The organism is Pseudomonas sp. NY11955 (genome assembly GCF_048068035.1).
GTDB lineage: Bacteria > Pseudomonadota > Gammaproteobacteria > Pseudomonadales > Pseudomonadaceae > Aquipseudomonas.
On the sequence record NZ_JBLUPS010000006.1, the window covers coordinates 207,655 to 221,931 of the forward strand.

General features: G+C 63.5%; 12 protein-coding genes. 7 read left to right on the forward strand and 5 right to left on the reverse strand.

Features of this window, described 5'->3' with window-relative positions; genetic code table 11:
* The first annotated feature begins 1 nt into the window (after position 1).
* Both ACNFBR_RS13860 and ACNFBR_RS13865 read left to right on the forward strand, forming a co-directional pair.
* Entirely contained in the window at positions 2 to 1,012 is a 1,011-nt protein-coding gene (locus tag ACNFBR_RS13860; protein WP_416735424.1) for an ATP-binding protein, read from the forward strand.
* Between the two features lie 101 nt (positions 1,013 to 1,113).
* Complete coding sequence (locus ACNFBR_RS13865) at positions 1,114 to 1,680, forward strand: vWA domain-containing protein (RefSeq protein WP_416735557.1); 567 nt, start codon at positions 1,114 to 1,116, stop codon at positions 1,678 to 1,680.
* Positions 1,681 to 1,785: 105 nt separating this feature from the next.
* Here ACNFBR_RS13865 and ACNFBR_RS13870 read toward each other — a convergent pair whose 3' ends face one another.
* A complete protein-coding gene (locus ACNFBR_RS13870; RefSeq protein ID WP_013972506.1) occupies positions 1,786 to 2,052 on the reverse strand; it encodes a hypothetical protein in 267 nt (88 codons plus the stop codon).
* A gap of 342 nt (positions 2,053 to 2,394) precedes the next feature.
* Here ACNFBR_RS13870 and ACNFBR_RS13875 point away from each other — a divergent pair, with 342 nt between their 5' ends.
* From ACNFBR_RS13875 to ACNFBR_RS13885, 3 genes are all read left to right on the forward strand, one after another.
* Positions 2,395 to 3,720 (forward strand): sigma 54-interacting transcriptional regulator, encoded by a 1,326-nt coding sequence (locus ACNFBR_RS13875; RefSeq protein ID WP_416735425.1) that lies wholly within the window; start codon positions 2,395 to 2,397, stop codon positions 3,718 to 3,720.
* A 621-nt stretch (positions 3,721 to 4,341) separates the two neighbouring features.
* Positions 4,342 to 5,484, forward strand: coding sequence for a MexC family multidrug efflux RND transporter periplasmic adaptor subunit (locus ACNFBR_RS13880; RefSeq protein ID WP_416735426.1), 1,143 nt, complete (start codon positions 4,342 to 4,344; stop codon positions 5,482 to 5,484).
* A gap of 15 nt (positions 5,485 to 5,499) precedes the next feature.
* Entirely contained in the window at positions 5,500 to 8,637 is a 3,138-nt protein-coding gene (locus ACNFBR_RS13885) for a multidrug efflux RND transporter permease subunit (protein WP_416735427.1), read from the forward strand.
* An 89-nt stretch (positions 8,638 to 8,726) separates the two neighbouring features.
* Here ACNFBR_RS13885 and ACNFBR_RS13890 read toward each other — a convergent pair whose 3' ends face one another.
* The 3 genes from ACNFBR_RS13890 to ACNFBR_RS13900 form a co-directional block, all read right to left on the reverse strand.
* Positions 8,727 to 9,284 (reverse strand): TetR/AcrR family transcriptional regulator, encoded by a 558-nt coding sequence (locus ACNFBR_RS13890; RefSeq protein ID WP_416735428.1) that lies wholly within the window; start codon positions 9,282 to 9,284, stop codon positions 8,727 to 8,729.
* 194 nt (positions 9,285 to 9,478) lie between these two features.
* Positions 9,479 to 11,479 carry a peptidase U32 family protein gene (locus tag ACNFBR_RS13895; protein ID WP_416735429.1) on the reverse strand — a complete coding sequence of 667 codons (2,001 nt, stop codon included), beginning with the start codon at positions 11,477 to 11,479 and terminating at the stop codon, positions 9,479 to 9,481.
* A gap of 174 nt (positions 11,480 to 11,653) precedes the next feature.
* A complete protein-coding gene (locus ACNFBR_RS13900; protein ID WP_416735430.1) occupies positions 11,654 to 12,034 on the reverse strand; it encodes a RidA family protein in 381 nt (126 codons plus the stop codon).
* A 138-nt stretch (positions 12,035 to 12,172) separates the two neighbouring features.
* Between ACNFBR_RS13900 and ACNFBR_RS13905 the strand changes: the two genes are divergently transcribed.
* Positions 12,173 to 12,865: a tRNA (adenine(22)-N(1))-methyltransferase gene (locus ACNFBR_RS13905; protein WP_416735431.1), complete on the forward strand. Its 693-nt coding sequence runs from the start codon at positions 12,173 to 12,175 to the stop codon at positions 12,863 to 12,865.
* A gap of 1 nt (position 12,866) precedes the next feature.
* On the opposite strand, the gene ACNFBR_RS13910 is transcribed toward ACNFBR_RS13905, so the two are convergent.
* Positions 12,867 to 13,127: a DUF2790 domain-containing protein gene (locus ACNFBR_RS13910; RefSeq protein WP_416735432.1), complete on the reverse strand. Its 261-nt coding sequence runs from the start codon at positions 13,125 to 13,127 to the stop codon at positions 12,867 to 12,869.
* A gap of 124 nt (positions 13,128 to 13,251) precedes the next feature.
* Here ACNFBR_RS13910 and ACNFBR_RS13915 point away from each other — a divergent pair, with 124 nt between their 5' ends.
* On the forward strand, positions 13,252 to 14,184 hold the full coding sequence (locus ACNFBR_RS13915; protein WP_416735433.1) for a LysR family transcriptional regulator: 933 nt from the start codon (positions 13,252 to 13,254) through the stop codon (positions 14,182 to 14,184).
* Positions 14,185 to 14,277: the final 93 nt, after the last annotated feature.

Consider the following 14,277-nt stretch of genomic DNA (forward strand, 5'->3'; position numbering starts at 1 on the left):
AATGAGTGAACCCGTACAATTTCCGCTGGCGGCGGTGGTCGCTGCCGACGACCTGAAACTGGCGCTGTGCCTGACCGCCATCGACCCCAGGATCGGCGGCGTGCTGATCGAAGGGCCGCGTGGCATGGCCAAGAGCACCCTGGCCCGTGGCCTGGCCGACCTGCTTGGCGAAGGCCCCTTCGTGACCTTGCCCTTGGGTGCCAGTGAAGAACGGCTGGTCGGCACCCTCGACCTGGATGCCGCGTTGGGGCAGGGCAAGGCGCAGTTTTCCCCGGGCGTGTTGGCCCAGGCCGACGGCGGTGTGCTGTATGTCGATGAGGTCAACCTGTTGCCCGACACCTTGGTCGACCTGTTGCTCGATGTGGCTGCCAGCGGCACCAACCGCATCGAGCGCGACGGCATCTCGCACCGGCACAGCGCCCGCTTCGTGCTGATTGGCACCATGAACCCGGAAGAGGGCGAGCTGCGCCCACAACTGCTGGACCGTTTTGGCCTGAACGTGGCGCTGGACGGCGTTCCCGAGCCCGAGGCCCGGCAGCAGATCATTCGCCGCCGCCTGGCGTTCGACAGTGACCCTCAGCTGTTCTGTGAACAATGGGCAACGGCCCAGGCGCAACTGCGTGAGCGCTGCCAGGCGGCGCGCCAGGCCTTGGCCGATATTGCCCTGGATGATCAGGCGCTGGCCTGGATTACCGAGCGCTGTTACGCCGCCGGCGTCGACGGCCTGCGCGCCGACCTGGTCTGGCTGCGCGCGGCGCGTGCCCACTGCGCCTGGCGTGGTGGAGCGGCTATTGAAGAAGTGGATGTCGAAGCGGTGGCCGAGTTCGCCTTGCGCCATCGCCGCCGCGCCACGCCCCAGGCCAACCCGCCGTCGGCGCCGCCACAGCGCGACCAGCAGGGCGGCGGCCATCCTGGCGAACAGGGCGGGCAGGGCGACTGGGGGGCATTGCCGGCACAGCCCGTTGCCAGCGGTGCCCGCCGCGAGGTGCCGAACTGGGCAAAAAAGCCCTGAGCATCCCCCAGCCATCAGCCAAAGGGGTGGATGCCAAAGCAGGCGCAGGCAAGCACAACGTTGCCAGCCGTGGCCGCGGGCGCAAGGCGGCCAATGGCCGAGTGGCCTGGTTGCCGACCTTGCTCAAAGGGCGGCCACGCCAGCGCCAGGACCTGTGCTGGCAGCAGCGCAAGGGCAAGCCTGCCGAGCTGTGGTTGGTGATCGTCGATGCCTCGGCCTCGACCCGGCGGCATCAGGCGCTGGCGCAGACCAAGGGGCTGTTGGCGACGTTGTTCGACCAAGCCTATCGTCAGCGCGCCCGCTTGGCCTTGCTTACCGCCAGCGGGCGCTCGCCGCAGTGGCAGCGCCACGGCCTGAAGGCTTCGGCCGCCTTGCAACCCTGGCTGCAAGGCTTGGGCGCAGGTGGCGGCACGCCGCTGATCGCCGCATTGGAACAGGCACGGCACTGGCTACAGGCTCGGCAGCGCGCTTATCCGCATGAAGCTGTGCGCTGCCTGGTGTTTACCGACGGTCGCCTGCAACACTGGACCACCGTTCAACCCATGCCCTGTCCAACGTTGCTGGTGGATATGGAATTGGCGCCGGTTCGGCTGGGGCGTGCTCAGCGTCTGGCAGAACAATTGCAGGCCGATTACCAGCACTTGCAACATTTCAAGGTCGTGGACTGAACAGTATGGGCGCGACACTATGTCGCAATAGAAAAGTTGCCAGGACAGCAACTTCGCATTGGCGCAAGTGCGTGGCGCAGCACGCACTTGGTTTACCGGGCGGTATTATTTCGGCATCGACCACGGTTGCAGGTCATAACCTTTTTCACACAATTCGGCGCGCACTTCCTCGATCAGGCTGGCCCATTGGGCCGGATCCGAATAGATACGAGAGGACACTTGCTTGCTGCCGATACGGGTGCTGGTCCGGTCGATCACTGCCAGGCTCAGCTCACCAGTACCGTTGGGTGCATCCCAGGCTACGCACTGGAAAGGTTCGAAGGCGTGGTCGGCAATCAGCAGTGCTTCGTTGACACGGAGCGGGGCATTCATGGTTCGGTCTCTCTATGGTCCCAAACATCGAAGTAAAGTCCGCGTTGCTTCAAAGTCGCCTCAATGATCGCGAAGTGCAGCGCGGGGTTATGTGTACTGATGCTCGTGGTCCGGGGGCAAGTCACACATTGGTTGTAAATTTTTTTGTCAGGGCTGAATCCGTTCATACCTACGCCGCCATGTGATGTCGATAAAGTGCGAAAATTCCCGTGGCGCTTTGTAAAAAAATGCTTCGGCAGACAGACGGTACTGGGCACTGTCAACTTCGTTGCTACTGTTAAACAGGCGCCACAACTTGCTGTTTTACTTCAAAAAACCAAAAACTGGCGCCAAGGATCGGTCATGCAACAGCCTGCCGCTCAACGCCGTTTGCTCATCGTCGACCCCTGCGACGACTGCCACCGTTTATTGCCTGGCCTGCGCCACGCCGGCTGGGATGTAGACAGCTGTATGCTCGGCGCCGCGTTGGACCATCCTTGCGATGTGGGCCTGCTGCGCTTGCAGGCCACGCACCTGAGGCATCCAGACGCGGTCAAGGACATGATCAAGCGCAGCAATACCGAATGGATCGCGGTGCTTAGCGCCGAACAGTTGCGCATGCCGGCGTTCGGAGACTTTGTTTGTGAGTGGTTTTTCGACTTCCATACCTTGCCGTTCGACGTCTCTCGCGTGCAGGTGACCCTGGGCCGCGCTTTCGGCATGGCGCGCCTGCGGGGCAAGGGGGCGGTCAAGGTCGATGAGGCGACCCACGAGTTGCTCGGTGAAAGCCGCCCGATCCGTGAATTGCGCAAGTTGCTGGGAAAACTGGCGCCTACCGAATCGCCGGTGCTGATCCGTGGTGAAAGCGGCACCGGCAAGGAACTGGTGGCGCGCACCCTGCACCGTCAATCGCAACGCAGCGAGCAGCCGTTCATCGCCATCAACTGTGGGGCGATCCCTGAGCACCTGATCCAGTCCGAACTGTTCGGCCATGAAAAGGGTGCGTTCACCGGGGCGCATCAGCGCAAGGCTGGGCGCATCGAAGCGGCCCATGGCGGCACGTTGTTTCTTGACGAGATTGGTGACCTGCCGCTGGAGTTGCAGGCCAACCTGCTGCGCTTTCTGCAGGAGAAGCACATCGAGCGGGTGGGGGGCAGCCAGCCGATCCCGGTGGATGTGCGGGTGCTGGCGGCCACCCATGTGGACCTGGAGAGGGCCATCGAGCAAGGGCGCTTTCGCGAAGACCTGTATTACCGTCTGAACGTACTGCAGGTAGTGACCGCGCCGCTACGCGATCGGCATGGTGACCTGTCGATGCTGGCCAGCCACTTTGCCCATTTCTACAGTCTGGAAACCGGGCGCCGGCCGCGCTCTTTCAGCGACCATGCCCTGGCGGCGATGGGCCGGCACGACTGGCCGGGCAATGTGCGCGAACTGGCCAACCGTGTGCGCCGGGGGCTGGTGCTGGCTGAAGGGCGGCAGATCGAGGCGCAGGACTTGGGCCTGCAGCTGCTCGACCAGGAGCAACAGCCGCTGGGCACGCTGGAGGAGTACAAGCAACGCGCCGAGCGCCAGGCGCTGTGCGATGTGCTTAACCGGCACAGTGACAACCTGAGTGTGGCGGCGAAGGTGCTGGGTATCTCGCGGCCGACTTTTTATCGATTGTTGCACAAGCATCAGATTCGTTGATTCCCCTTGCAGGTTTGACGTGGCATCTTCAGGGCCTGGCAGATCGAGCACCGCCCGCGCGGCGCATCGCGAGCGAAGCTCGCTCCTACGTTTATTTCGGGCCAGTAACGCCTGTGCCAACGCGCGCGACCGCCTTGTTCATACGACGCAATATCCAGCCATGCGCCAAAGGGATCGCGCGCAAATCCCGCAGGAATGATTGGCCCGAAACAAATGTAGGAGCGAGCTTCGCTCGCGATGCACTTGACGTGGCATCTCCAGGGCCTGGCAGATCGAGCGCCGCCCGCGCGGCGCATCGCGAGCGAAGCTCGCTCCTACGTTTGTTTCGGGCCAGTAACGCCTGTGCCAACACGCGCGACCGCCTTGTTCATACGACGCAATATCCAGCCATGCGCCAAGGGGATCGCGCGCAAATCCCGCAGGAATGATTGGCCCGAAACAAATGTAGGAGCGAGCTTCGCTCGCGATGCGCCGCGCGGGCGGCGCTCGATCTACCAGGCGGCGAAAATGCCACGCCGAGATTCACAATTCTTAACAAAGTATCAAATGAGACAAAATTGACTCATTTTGTCTTCGCTCATATCATTCGGGCCGTTTTTCCATCTAAAGCTCGGGTGAATCATGAGCAACTTGCGTGCAATAGGAATGGCCAGCTGCCTGGCGGCAGTGGTTGCCCTGGCCGGCTGTGGCGAAGCTGAAGCGCCGCCGTCCACGGCCCAGAGCGCCTTCGCGGTCCAGACCGTCACGGTCGCCAGCGAACCTCTTACCCTGGCGGCAACCTTACCGGGCCGGGTCGAACCCATGCGCGTGGCCGAGGTGCGCGCCCGGGTGGCCGGCATCGTGCTGCACAAGCGCTTTGAGGAGGGCGCCGACGTAAAAGCCGGCGATGTGTTGTTCCAGATCGACCCGGCGCCATTCAAAGCCGCACTGGCACGTGCCGAGGCCGACCTGGCCAGGGCCCAGTCGGTGATGCTCGAAGCCCAGGCACGGGTGCGCCGCTATGAGCCGCTGGTGAAGATCGAGGCGGTCAGCCAGCAGGACTTCGACACCGCCAGCGCCGAACTGCGCAGCGGCAAGGCCGCCGTGCGTTCGGCCCAGGCCGATGTCGAAACCGCTCGGCTGAACCTGGGCTACGCCACGGTCAAGGCGCCGATCTCTGGCCGCATCGGCCGTGCCCTGGTCACCGAAGGTGCGCTGGTGGGGCAGGGCGATGCCACGCTGATGGCCCGGGTACAACAACTCGACCCCATCTATGTCGATTTCACCCAGTCCGCCGCCGATGCCCTGCGTCTGCGCCAGGCTCTCAAGGACGGCGCGCTGGCCGCCGGTGATCAGCAAGCCCTGACCGCCCAGGTGGAAGGCACCGACTATGAGCGCCAGGGCGCGCTGATGTTCACTGACGTCGCGGTCGACCGTGGCACGGGCCAGGTCACGCTGCGCGGTCGCTTCGACAACGCCGATGGCATTCTGCTGCCGGGCATGTACGTGCGCGTGCGCACCCCTCAAGGCACCGACAACCAGGCCATCCTGGTGCCGCAGCGCGCCATTCAACGTGGCAGCGACGGCGAAGCGCGGGTCATGCTGGTGGGCATTGGCGGGGTGGCTGAGGCGCGCAGTGTGCGCACCGGTGCCATGCACGGTGCCCGTTGGCAGGTCACCGAGGGCCTGCGCCCAGGTGACCAGGTGATCGTCGGCAGCCCTGCCGGCCTGGCCCCGGGCATGCCAGTGGCGCCGGCCCCGGCGCAACAAGCCGCAGCGCGCTGAGGCGAGGGTAACGAGATGTCCAAGTTTTTCATCAAGCGGCCGAACTTCGCCTGGGTCGTGGCGTTGTTCATTTCCCTGGCCGGGTTGTTGGTGATACCAACGCTGCCGGTGGCCCAGTACCCCAACGTGGCGCCGCCGCAAATCACCATTACCGCCACCTACCCAGGGGCTTCGGCCAAGGTACTGGTGGACTCGGTCACCAGCATCATCGAAGAGTCGCTCAATGGTGCCAAGAACCTGCTGTATTTCGAGTCGACCAACAACTCCAACGGCATGGCCGAAGTGGTGGTCACCTTCGAGCCGGGTACCGACCCGGAACTGGCCCAGGTGGATGTGCAGAACCGCCTGAAAAAGGCCGAAGCACGCATGCCGCAGGCGGTGATCACCCAAGGCATTCAGGTCGAGCAGACCAGTGCCGGTTTCTTGCTGATCTACGCCCTCAGCTACAAGGAGGGCGCAGGCCAGGCCGATACCACGGCGCTGGGCGACTACGCCGCGCGCAACATCAACAATGAACTGCGCCGGGTACCGGGCGTGGGCAAGTTGCAGTTCTTCTCGTCGGAAGCCGCCATGCGTGTGTGGGTCGACCCGCAGAAGCTGGTGGGCTACGGGCTGTCGATCGATGACGTGAGCAACGCCATCCGCGGGCAGAACGTACAGGTGCCGGCCGGCAGCTTCGGCAGCGCGCCAGGCAGCAGCCAGCAGGAACTGACCGCCACCCTGGCCGTGCAAGGCACCCTGGACGATCCCCAGGCGTTCGGGCGCGTGGTGCTGCGTGCCAATCCGGACGGGTCGCTGGTACGCCTGGCCGATGTCGCCCGCCTGGAAGTCGGCATGGAAAGCTACAACTTTGCCTCGCGCCTGAATGGCAAACCCGCAGTGGCCGGTGCGGTGCAGCTGGCGCCGGGCGCCAATGCGTTGAAAACCGCCGAGCTGGTCAAGCAGCGGCTGGACGAACTGAGCGCATTCTTCCCCGAGGGCGTCGAGTATTCGGTACCTTACGACACCTCGCGGTTTGTCGACGTGGCCATCGAAAAGGTCATCCACACCCTGCTCGAAGCCATGGTGCTGGTGTTCCTGGTGATGTTCCTGTTCCTGCAGAACATCCGCTACACGCTGATTCCGTCGATCGTGGTGCCGGTGTGCCTGCTGGGCACGTTGATGGTGATGAAGCTGCTGGGCTTCTCGGTGAACATGATGACCATGTTCGGCATGGTGCTGGCCATCGGCATCCTGGTCGACGACGCCATCGTGGTGGTCGAGAACGTCGAGCGGATCATGGCCGAAGAGGGGCTGTCGCCCGTCGACGCCACCATCAAGGCAATGGGCCAGGTGTCTGGCGCGATCATTGGCATCACCCTGGTGCTGTCGGCCGTGTTCATGCCACTGGCGTTCATGTCGGGTTCGGTGGGGGTGATCTACCAGCAGTTCTCGCTGTCACTGGCGGTGTCGATCCTGTTCTCGGGCTTCCTCGCGCTTACCTTCACCCCAGCGCTGTGCGCCACGCTGCTCAAGCCGGTGGCCCCAGGGCACCATGAAAAGCGCGGTTTCTTCGGCGCCTTCAACCGTGGCTTTGCACGGCTGACCGAGCGCTACTCGGCATTGAACAATGCCCTGGTGCGCCGGGCCGGCCGCTACATGCTGGTGTATGCCGGCATTCTGGCGATGCTCGGCTACTTCTACCTGCGTCTGCCGGAATCCTTCGTGCCGGTGGAAGACCAGGGCTATGCGATTGTCGACGTGCAGCTGCCGCCGGGCGCCAGCCGCGTGCGCACCGACGCCACCGGGCAGGCTCTGGAGCAGTTCCTGATGTCCCGCGAGGCGCTGGCTTCGGCCTTTATGGTCAGCGGCTTCAGCTTCTCGGGCATGGGCGAGAACGCCGCGCTGGCGTTCCCTACCTACAAAGACTGGTCGGTACGTGGCGCCGAGCAATCGGTGGATGCCGAAACCCAGGCGATCAATGCGCAATTTGCCAGCCATGGCGACGGCACGATCATGGCGGTCAACCCACCGCCGATCGATGGCCTGGGCAATGCCGGTGGTTTCGCCCTGCGCCTGCTCGACCGTGGCGGCCTGGGCCGTGAGGCCTTGCTGGCGGCACGCGACCGGATTCTGGGTGAGGCCAATGGCAACCCGATCATCCTCTACGCGATGATGGAAGGCCTGGCCGAAGCGCCGCAACTGCGGGTCGACATCGACCGGGAAAAAGCCCGCGCCCTCGGCGTGCCCTTCGAAACCATCAACAGCACCCTGGCCACCGCCTTTGGCTCGGCAGTGATCAACGACTTCACCAATGCCGGCCGGCAACAGCGGGTGGTGGTGCAGGCCGAACAGGGCGAGCGCATGACCCCGGAAAGCGTGCTGCGCCTGTACGCGCCGAACGCCGATGGCCAGCAGGTGCCGTTCAGCAGCTTCGTCACCACCCGCTGGGAAGAAGGGCCGGTACAGATCGTGCGTTACAACGGCTACCCGTCGATCCGTATCTCCGGTGACGCGGCGCCCGGCTACAGCACCGGCCAGGCGATGGCCGAAATGGAGCGCCTGGTCAGCGAACTGCCGCCAGGGATCGGCGACGCCTGGACGGGGCTTTCGTACCAGGAGAAGGTCTCCAGCGGCCAGGCCAGCAGCCTGTTCGCCCTGGCCATCCTGGTGGTGTTCCTGCTGCTGGTGGCGTTGTACGAAAGCTGGGCGATCCCGCTGACGGTGATGCTGATCGTGCCGATCGGTGCGTTGGGGGCGGTACTGGCGGTGATGGTCACCGGCATGCCCAACGATGTGTACTTCAAAGTGGGTCTGATCACCATCATTGGCCTGGCGGCAAAGAACGCCATCCTCATCGTCGAGTTCGCCAAGGAGCTGTGGGAGAAAGGCTACAGCCTGCGTGACGCCGCCATCGAGGCCGCGCGCCTGCGTTTCCGGCCCATCGTGATGACCTCGATGGCGTTCATCCTCGGTGTGGTGCCCCTGGCCATCGCCAGCGGTGCCGGTGCCGCCAGCCAGCGGGCGATTGGTACCGGGGTAATCGGCGGCATGCTCAGCGCCACGTTGCTGGGCGTGGTGTTCGTGCCGATCTGCTTTGTCTGGGTGCTGTCGCTGCTCAAGCGCAAGCCGGCGCCGCAGGCCCAACCTGCCGAGGTTCTGCCACACGGCTGAGAAAGGCTCCTTTGGTTGGATGATCCAACCACTTCGGCCCTTGGGACTTGTGCCCAGGGGCCTTTTTTTTTGCGTGTAGACTAATGGCCTTAGCCCCTGGCCAGCGCCCCTTGCAGGAACAATTGCTCCAAGGCCTGCGCCGAGTTGGCACTGGCTGCACGCCCGCGTCGCTCGGCGTCGACCATGGCGTAGATCTGGGTGATGAACACTTCGGTAAACACCGCTGCGCTGATGTCGATGCGCAACACGCCCATTTGTTGCGCACGCAGGAAAAACGCGTCCATCGCCCGGGTATAGGCCAACCAGCGGCGGTCGTCGCTGTCACCCAGCAGCGTATCGGGGCGGTACTGGAACATCAGGAACACCAGCATTTCACGGTGCTTGAGGTGTTCGGCAATCAGGTGGCGCACAGCGGCCAGGGGTTCGGCAGTGTGCAAGTGAGCATTTTCGATGACCTGGTTAAGCACTTGCTCGCCATGGTTTTCGAGCATGGCCACCAGGTTGTCGCGGGTGCCGCAGAAGCGGTGCAGGGTGGCTTTGCTGACGCCGGCGGTTTCGGCCAGCTCCTTGAGCGTGGCGCGGGGGTGGACCACGATGGCGTGGGCCAGGGCCTTGAGCAGGCGTTCATCGTGGGGAGTGGGGTGCATCGGCATGCCTCGCGTGGGGTCGCAGGGCATTTATTGTGCAGAAAATGGGTGGGGGATCAAGCTTTAGAGTCTCGTATGAGACTTTTTTGTGTCTTTGCTGGCCGCTTCGCAGCGCAAGGCTGCTCCTACAGGTACGGCGTTGAATTCGTGTAGGAGCAGCCTTGTGCTGCGAAAGGGCCGTCACCGGTTAACGATCAATGCGCCCCGCGCGGAATCGTCTTCAGCAAATCTTCCGGGCTGATATGCCCCACCACCTGTGCCACCGCGCTACCTGGCGTCGGCAGGTCGATGATGTGGTTCTTCATCTTGCCGATCACATGCATTTCGCACGGTTTGCAGTCGAACTTCAGGGTCAGCACTTCGTCCCCCTGAATCAGCTGCATCGGCGCCACCTTGGTGCGCACGCCTGTCACGCCCTTGGCCTGCTTGGGGCACAGGTTGAAGGAGAAGCGCAGGCAGTGCTTGGTGATCATCACCGGCACTTCGCCGTGCTCTTCATGGGCCTCGTAGGCCGCGTCGATCAGTTGCACGCCGTGGCGGTGGTAGAAGTCGCGAGCCTTCTGGTTGTACACGTTGGCCAGGAACGACAGGTGCGACTCGGGGTACACCGGCGGCGGCGTGGTCTCGGCCTTGCGCCCGCCGCGCGGGTGCGCCTGGATACGTGCTTCGGTCAGCGCCTCGATGGCTTCGCGGCGCAGGGCCTTGAGCTGCGAGTTGGGGATGAAGAACGCCTGCGGGGCATCCAGCTGGATGCTGTCGGCATGGTACAGCGTGGTACCCAGCTGGCCGAGCAGGTCGTGCAGTTGCTCCAGTGCCTGCTGCGGCTTGTTGGCCGTGCCGAACGGGCCGTCCAAAGCCACTTGCACGCTCACGCCCTCTTCACTGCTCAGGGTCAGCATCAAGCGCTGCTCGCGCAGTACTGCGTGCCATTCCACGCCGACCCGACGTTCGGAGGAGGTGCGTTGCAGGGCCTGCTGCCAGTTGTGGTCGAGGTTGCGCGACAGTGGGTGGTTGGGCCGCAGCTTGTGCAGGCCTTCGGGCATTTCGTTGGGCTCGACGCGGTAGCGGTAGCGCTTGCTGCCGTCTTCCTCGAACTCGCCACGCGGCTCGGCGATGTTGGCGCGGAAACCCACCACTTCGCGTTTGACCAGCACATTGAGGCCGTCGCCGTTGGTCAGCGGTACGTCGGTGACCACTTGCATGTCACGCTTGCCGACCTTTTCCACCACGCCGACTGGCAGGCCGGTGAAGGTTGGCGAGTCGAAGGCGCCGATATCGACCTTGCGGTCGGTGACGAAGTAGTCGGTGCTACCGCGATGGAAAGTCTTGTCCGGGTCGGGCAGGAAGAAGTGCTGGGTCCGGCCGCTGGACGCACGGGCATACTCCGGGCGGCCTTCGAGAATGGCGTCGAGCTCTTTGCGGTAGTGGGCGGTGATGTTCTTCACATAGCCCATGTCCTTGTAGCGGCCCTCGATCTTGAACGAGCGCACGCCGGCATCCACCAGATCAGCCAGGTTGGCGGTCTGGTTGTTGTCCTTCATCGACAGCAGGTGTTTCTCGAACGCCACCACGCGGCCCTGGTCATCTTTCAGGGTGTAGGGCAGGCGGCAGGCCTGCGAGCAGTCGCCCCGGTTGGCGCTGCGGCCGGTTTGCGCGTGGGAGATGTTGCATTGGCCGGAGAACGCCACGCACAGCGCGCCGTGGATGAAAAACTCGATGGCGGCATCAGTTTCGGCAGCGATGGCGCGAATTTGCTGTAGGTTCAGCTCACGTGCCAGCACCAGCTGCGAGAAGCCGGCCTGGTCGAGGAACTTGGCCCGCTCCAGGGTACGGATGTCGGTCTGGGTACTGGCGTGCAGCTCGATGGGCGGGATGTCCAGCTCCATTACCCCAAGGTCCTGCACGATCAGTGCGTCGACGCCCGCGTCGTACAGCTGGTGGATCAGCTTGCGCGCCGGTTCCAGCTCGTTGTCGTGGAGGATGGTGTTGATGGTGGTGAACACGCGTGCATGGTAGCGATGGGCGAACTCGACCAGTTCGGCGATATCGCTGACTTCGTTGCAGGCGTTATGGCGCGCGCCGAAGCTCGGGCCGCCGATATAGATGGCGTCAGCGCCGTGCAGGATCGCTTCACGGGCGATGGCCACGTCACGGGCAGGGCTGAGCAGTTCCAGGTGATTCTTTGGAAGGGACATGTCGTTATATTTTCGGGCTGTCACGGTTTAGGCGGGCATTGTAGCGGCGAAACGGGCTGACGGCATCATCGGGGTGCTGGGAGGTGTATTGCTTGTACCGGCCCTATCGCCGGCAAGCCGGGCTCCCATAAAGATTGCACAGGGTTTGCCGGCGATAGGGCCCTTACCGGTGGATCAGCGCTTGGCGGCCATCGCCGTCACTTCGACGCGCATGCCTTCGAACGCCAGCGAGGCCACGCCCACGGCGGCACGCACCGGCCAGGGCTTGCTGAAGAAGCGCTGGTACACCTCGTTGAACGCGGCACGGTCGGCCATGTCGGTCAGGTAGATGGTCAGGTGCAGCACGCGGTCCATGCCGCTGCCGGCCTTTTCCAGGGCCACTTTCAGTGCCTGCAAAGTGCATTCGCTCTGCGCGACGATGTCGCCCAGCTCCAGGCTGCCATCGGCGTGAGTCGGGATCTGGGTGGTGACCAGCACGCCGTTGTACTCGGCGACGTCGGAGGAAATCGACTCGGCGTCCGGGTCCGGGGTGTAGATGATGTCTGCATTTGCCATGGTGTGTTTTGCCTTGCAACGGAAGGAAAACGGCAAGCCTACGCGAGCGCACCCGCTCGGTCGAGGGTACCCCGGTGTTTGAAATGTGCGGCGTTCGCCGTCAGAATCGCGGCCGATTGCTGAACCCAGAGGTTTATGTTGAACGAACAGACTTTGTCCCAACGCCTGGAACGCGTGGCCGCTCATGTGCCGCAGGGCGCGCGCCTGGCCGACATTGGCTCGGATCACGGCTACCTGCCTGTGGCCCTGATGCTGCGTGGCGTGCTCGAGGCCGCCGTGGCGGGTGAAGTGGCACAGACGCCGTTCGCTTCGGCCCAGCGCAATGTGCGCAGAAACGGCCTGCAAGCACGGGTAACCGTGCGCCTGGCCGACGGCCTGGCTGCGGTCGAGCCGCAAGACCGTATCTCTGTGGTCAGTATTTGCGGTATGGGCGGCGACACCATGTGCGAGATCCTCGAGGCCGGCAAGCAGCGCCTGGGCGGCGTCACGCGCCTGGTACTGCAGCCCAATGGCGGCGAGCGCGAGTTGCGCCAGTGGCTGGCGGGCAATGGTTACCAGATCGTCAGCGAAGAGCTGTTACGGGAGAACCGCTTCGACTACGAAATCATCGTCGCCGAGCCGGGCAAGGGCGTCTATAGCGCTGAACAGCTGTATTTCGGCCCTGTGCTGATGCAGGAAAAAAGCGAGGCGTTTCTGGTCAAGTGGCGGCGCATGCTACGGCAGAAGCAGCAGACCCTGGTCAATTTCCAGCGGGCCCGTGATGCGGTGCCGCAGGGCAAAGTCGACGATTTCAACCAGCAGGTGGGCTGGATCACCCAAGTGCTGGCCTGACTCACTGCTGCGAGCAGTTGCCCATTTCCCGGTAGTCGACTTCGCGCTTCTGGCCCTGATGGTCGACGTACACCATGTGTGCGGTGCCCACCTGGCAATCGGCGGCATTGCTGGCTGGGGTGATGGAGATGACTTTGGCCACGTCCAGCGGCATGCCGTATTCATAGGTGCTATCGACTGGCGGGTTCTTGGCCGTGTCGGCAAGGGCACCGAACGTAGCGAAGGTAGCGGCAACGGCAAGGACAGCGATCGAACGTTTCATGGCAGGCTCCTTTTTCAATGTATGGCTAATGATCTATTCGTTGGTCATCCACAATAAATGGGCTAAGCCGTGATAGATTCCTGCCTGTAACGCAAGAATAAGGCCGAACAAGGAGCACTCCCTCATGGACATGCTGCATGCCATGCGTACCTTCGCCCGTGTGGTGGAATGTGGCAGCTTCGCTGCAGCCGCCAATGCCCTGGACATTTCTGCTGCGCAGGTTTCGCGGATCGTCGCGGAGCTTGAGAACCAGTTGCAGACCCGACTGCTGCACCGCACCACCCGGCGCTTGCGCATGAGCGAGGCGGGCGAGCGGTTTCTGGAGCGCGCACGGCAGATCATGCTGCTGACCGAAGAAGCGGTGGGCGAAGCCCGAGGCGCGCACCTTACACCTCGGGGCCATCTGCGTTTGCATTGCCCGCACGGCCTGGGGCTGTTGCTGATGCCGCTAGTGGCCGGCTACAACGCGTTGTGCCCGGAAGTGGTGATCGAGCTTACGCTGTCACAGCGCAATCCTGACCCGCTGGCTGAAGGGCATGACGTGGTGATCACCGTGGATGGGGCGCTGCCGGACTCACAGCTGATTGCCGTACCGCTTGGCAATATCTTCAGTATCCCCTGCGCAGCACCCAGCTACCTGGACCGCAATGGCGTGCCTGAGCGCCCCGAGGACCTGCATGCGCATCGCTGCCTGCGCATGGCTTACCCGATGTATGAAGGCGACTGGGTGTTCCCTCAGGGGGTGGACCAATGCGTGATCACGCCAAGCGACAATTTCTCCACCAACGTTGCCGACGCCATGCTGGTGGCCAGTGAGTTAGGCATGGGAATTGGCCTGCTGCCGTTCTATACCGCCAGCCAGGCGATCGAGCAAGGGCGCTTGTGCCGGCTGCTGGCGCCGTACCGGCTGCGGGAAAGTGCGCTGTACGCGATGTACCCGTCGCGGCATTACCTGGATGCCAAGGTGCGGACCTGGATCGACTACCTCAAGGAGCAGTTGCCCGCGTTGTTCGAGGGGCATGCCAGGGTGGTGGACGATACGCGGTACTGGCGCTGACAGCTGTATCGACCAGGTTGCATCGGTAGCCTGCAGGAGCAGCCTTGTGCTGCGAAGAGGCCGGTCCTGACAACGTAGTGTTTTGCCAGTACC

Bases quoted from the DNA above. Each gene is read 5' to 3' on its own strand.
- ACNFBR_RS13860 (WP_416735424.1), top strand. From the start codon at position 2: ATGAGTGAACCCGTACAATTTCCGCTGGCGGCGGTGGTCGCTGCCGAC.
- ACNFBR_RS13870 (WP_013972506.1), bottom strand. From the start codon at position 2,052: ATGAATGCCCCGCTCCGTGTCAACGAAGCACTGCTGATTGCCGACCAC.
- ACNFBR_RS13875 (WP_416735425.1), top strand. From the start codon at position 2,395: ATGCAACAGCCTGCCGCTCAACGCCGTTTGCTCATCGTCGACCCCTGC.
- ACNFBR_RS13880 (WP_416735426.1), top strand. From the start codon at position 4,342: ATGAGCAACTTGCGTGCAATAGGAATGGCCAGCTGCCTGGCGGCAGTG.
- ACNFBR_RS13885 (WP_416735427.1), top strand. From the start codon at position 5,500: ATGTCCAAGTTTTTCATCAAGCGGCCGAACTTCGCCTGGGTCGTGGCG.
- ACNFBR_RS13890 (WP_416735428.1), bottom strand. From the start codon at position 9,284: ATGCACCCCACTCCCCACGATGAACGCCTGCTCAAGGCCCTGGCCCAC.
- ACNFBR_RS13895 (WP_416735429.1), bottom strand. From the start codon at position 11,479: ATGTCCCTTCCAAAGAATCACCTGGAACTGCTCAGCCCTGCCCGTGAC.
- ACNFBR_RS13900 (WP_416735430.1), bottom strand. From the start codon at position 12,034: ATGGCAAATGCAGACATCATCTACACCCCGGACCCGGACGCCGAGTCG.
- ACNFBR_RS13910 (WP_416735432.1), bottom strand. From the start codon at position 13,127: ATGAAACGTTCGATCGCTGTCCTTGCCGTTGCCGCTACCTTCGCTACG.
- ACNFBR_RS13915 (WP_416735433.1), top strand. From the start codon at position 13,252: ATGGACATGCTGCATGCCATGCGTACCTTCGCCCGTGTGGTGGAATGT.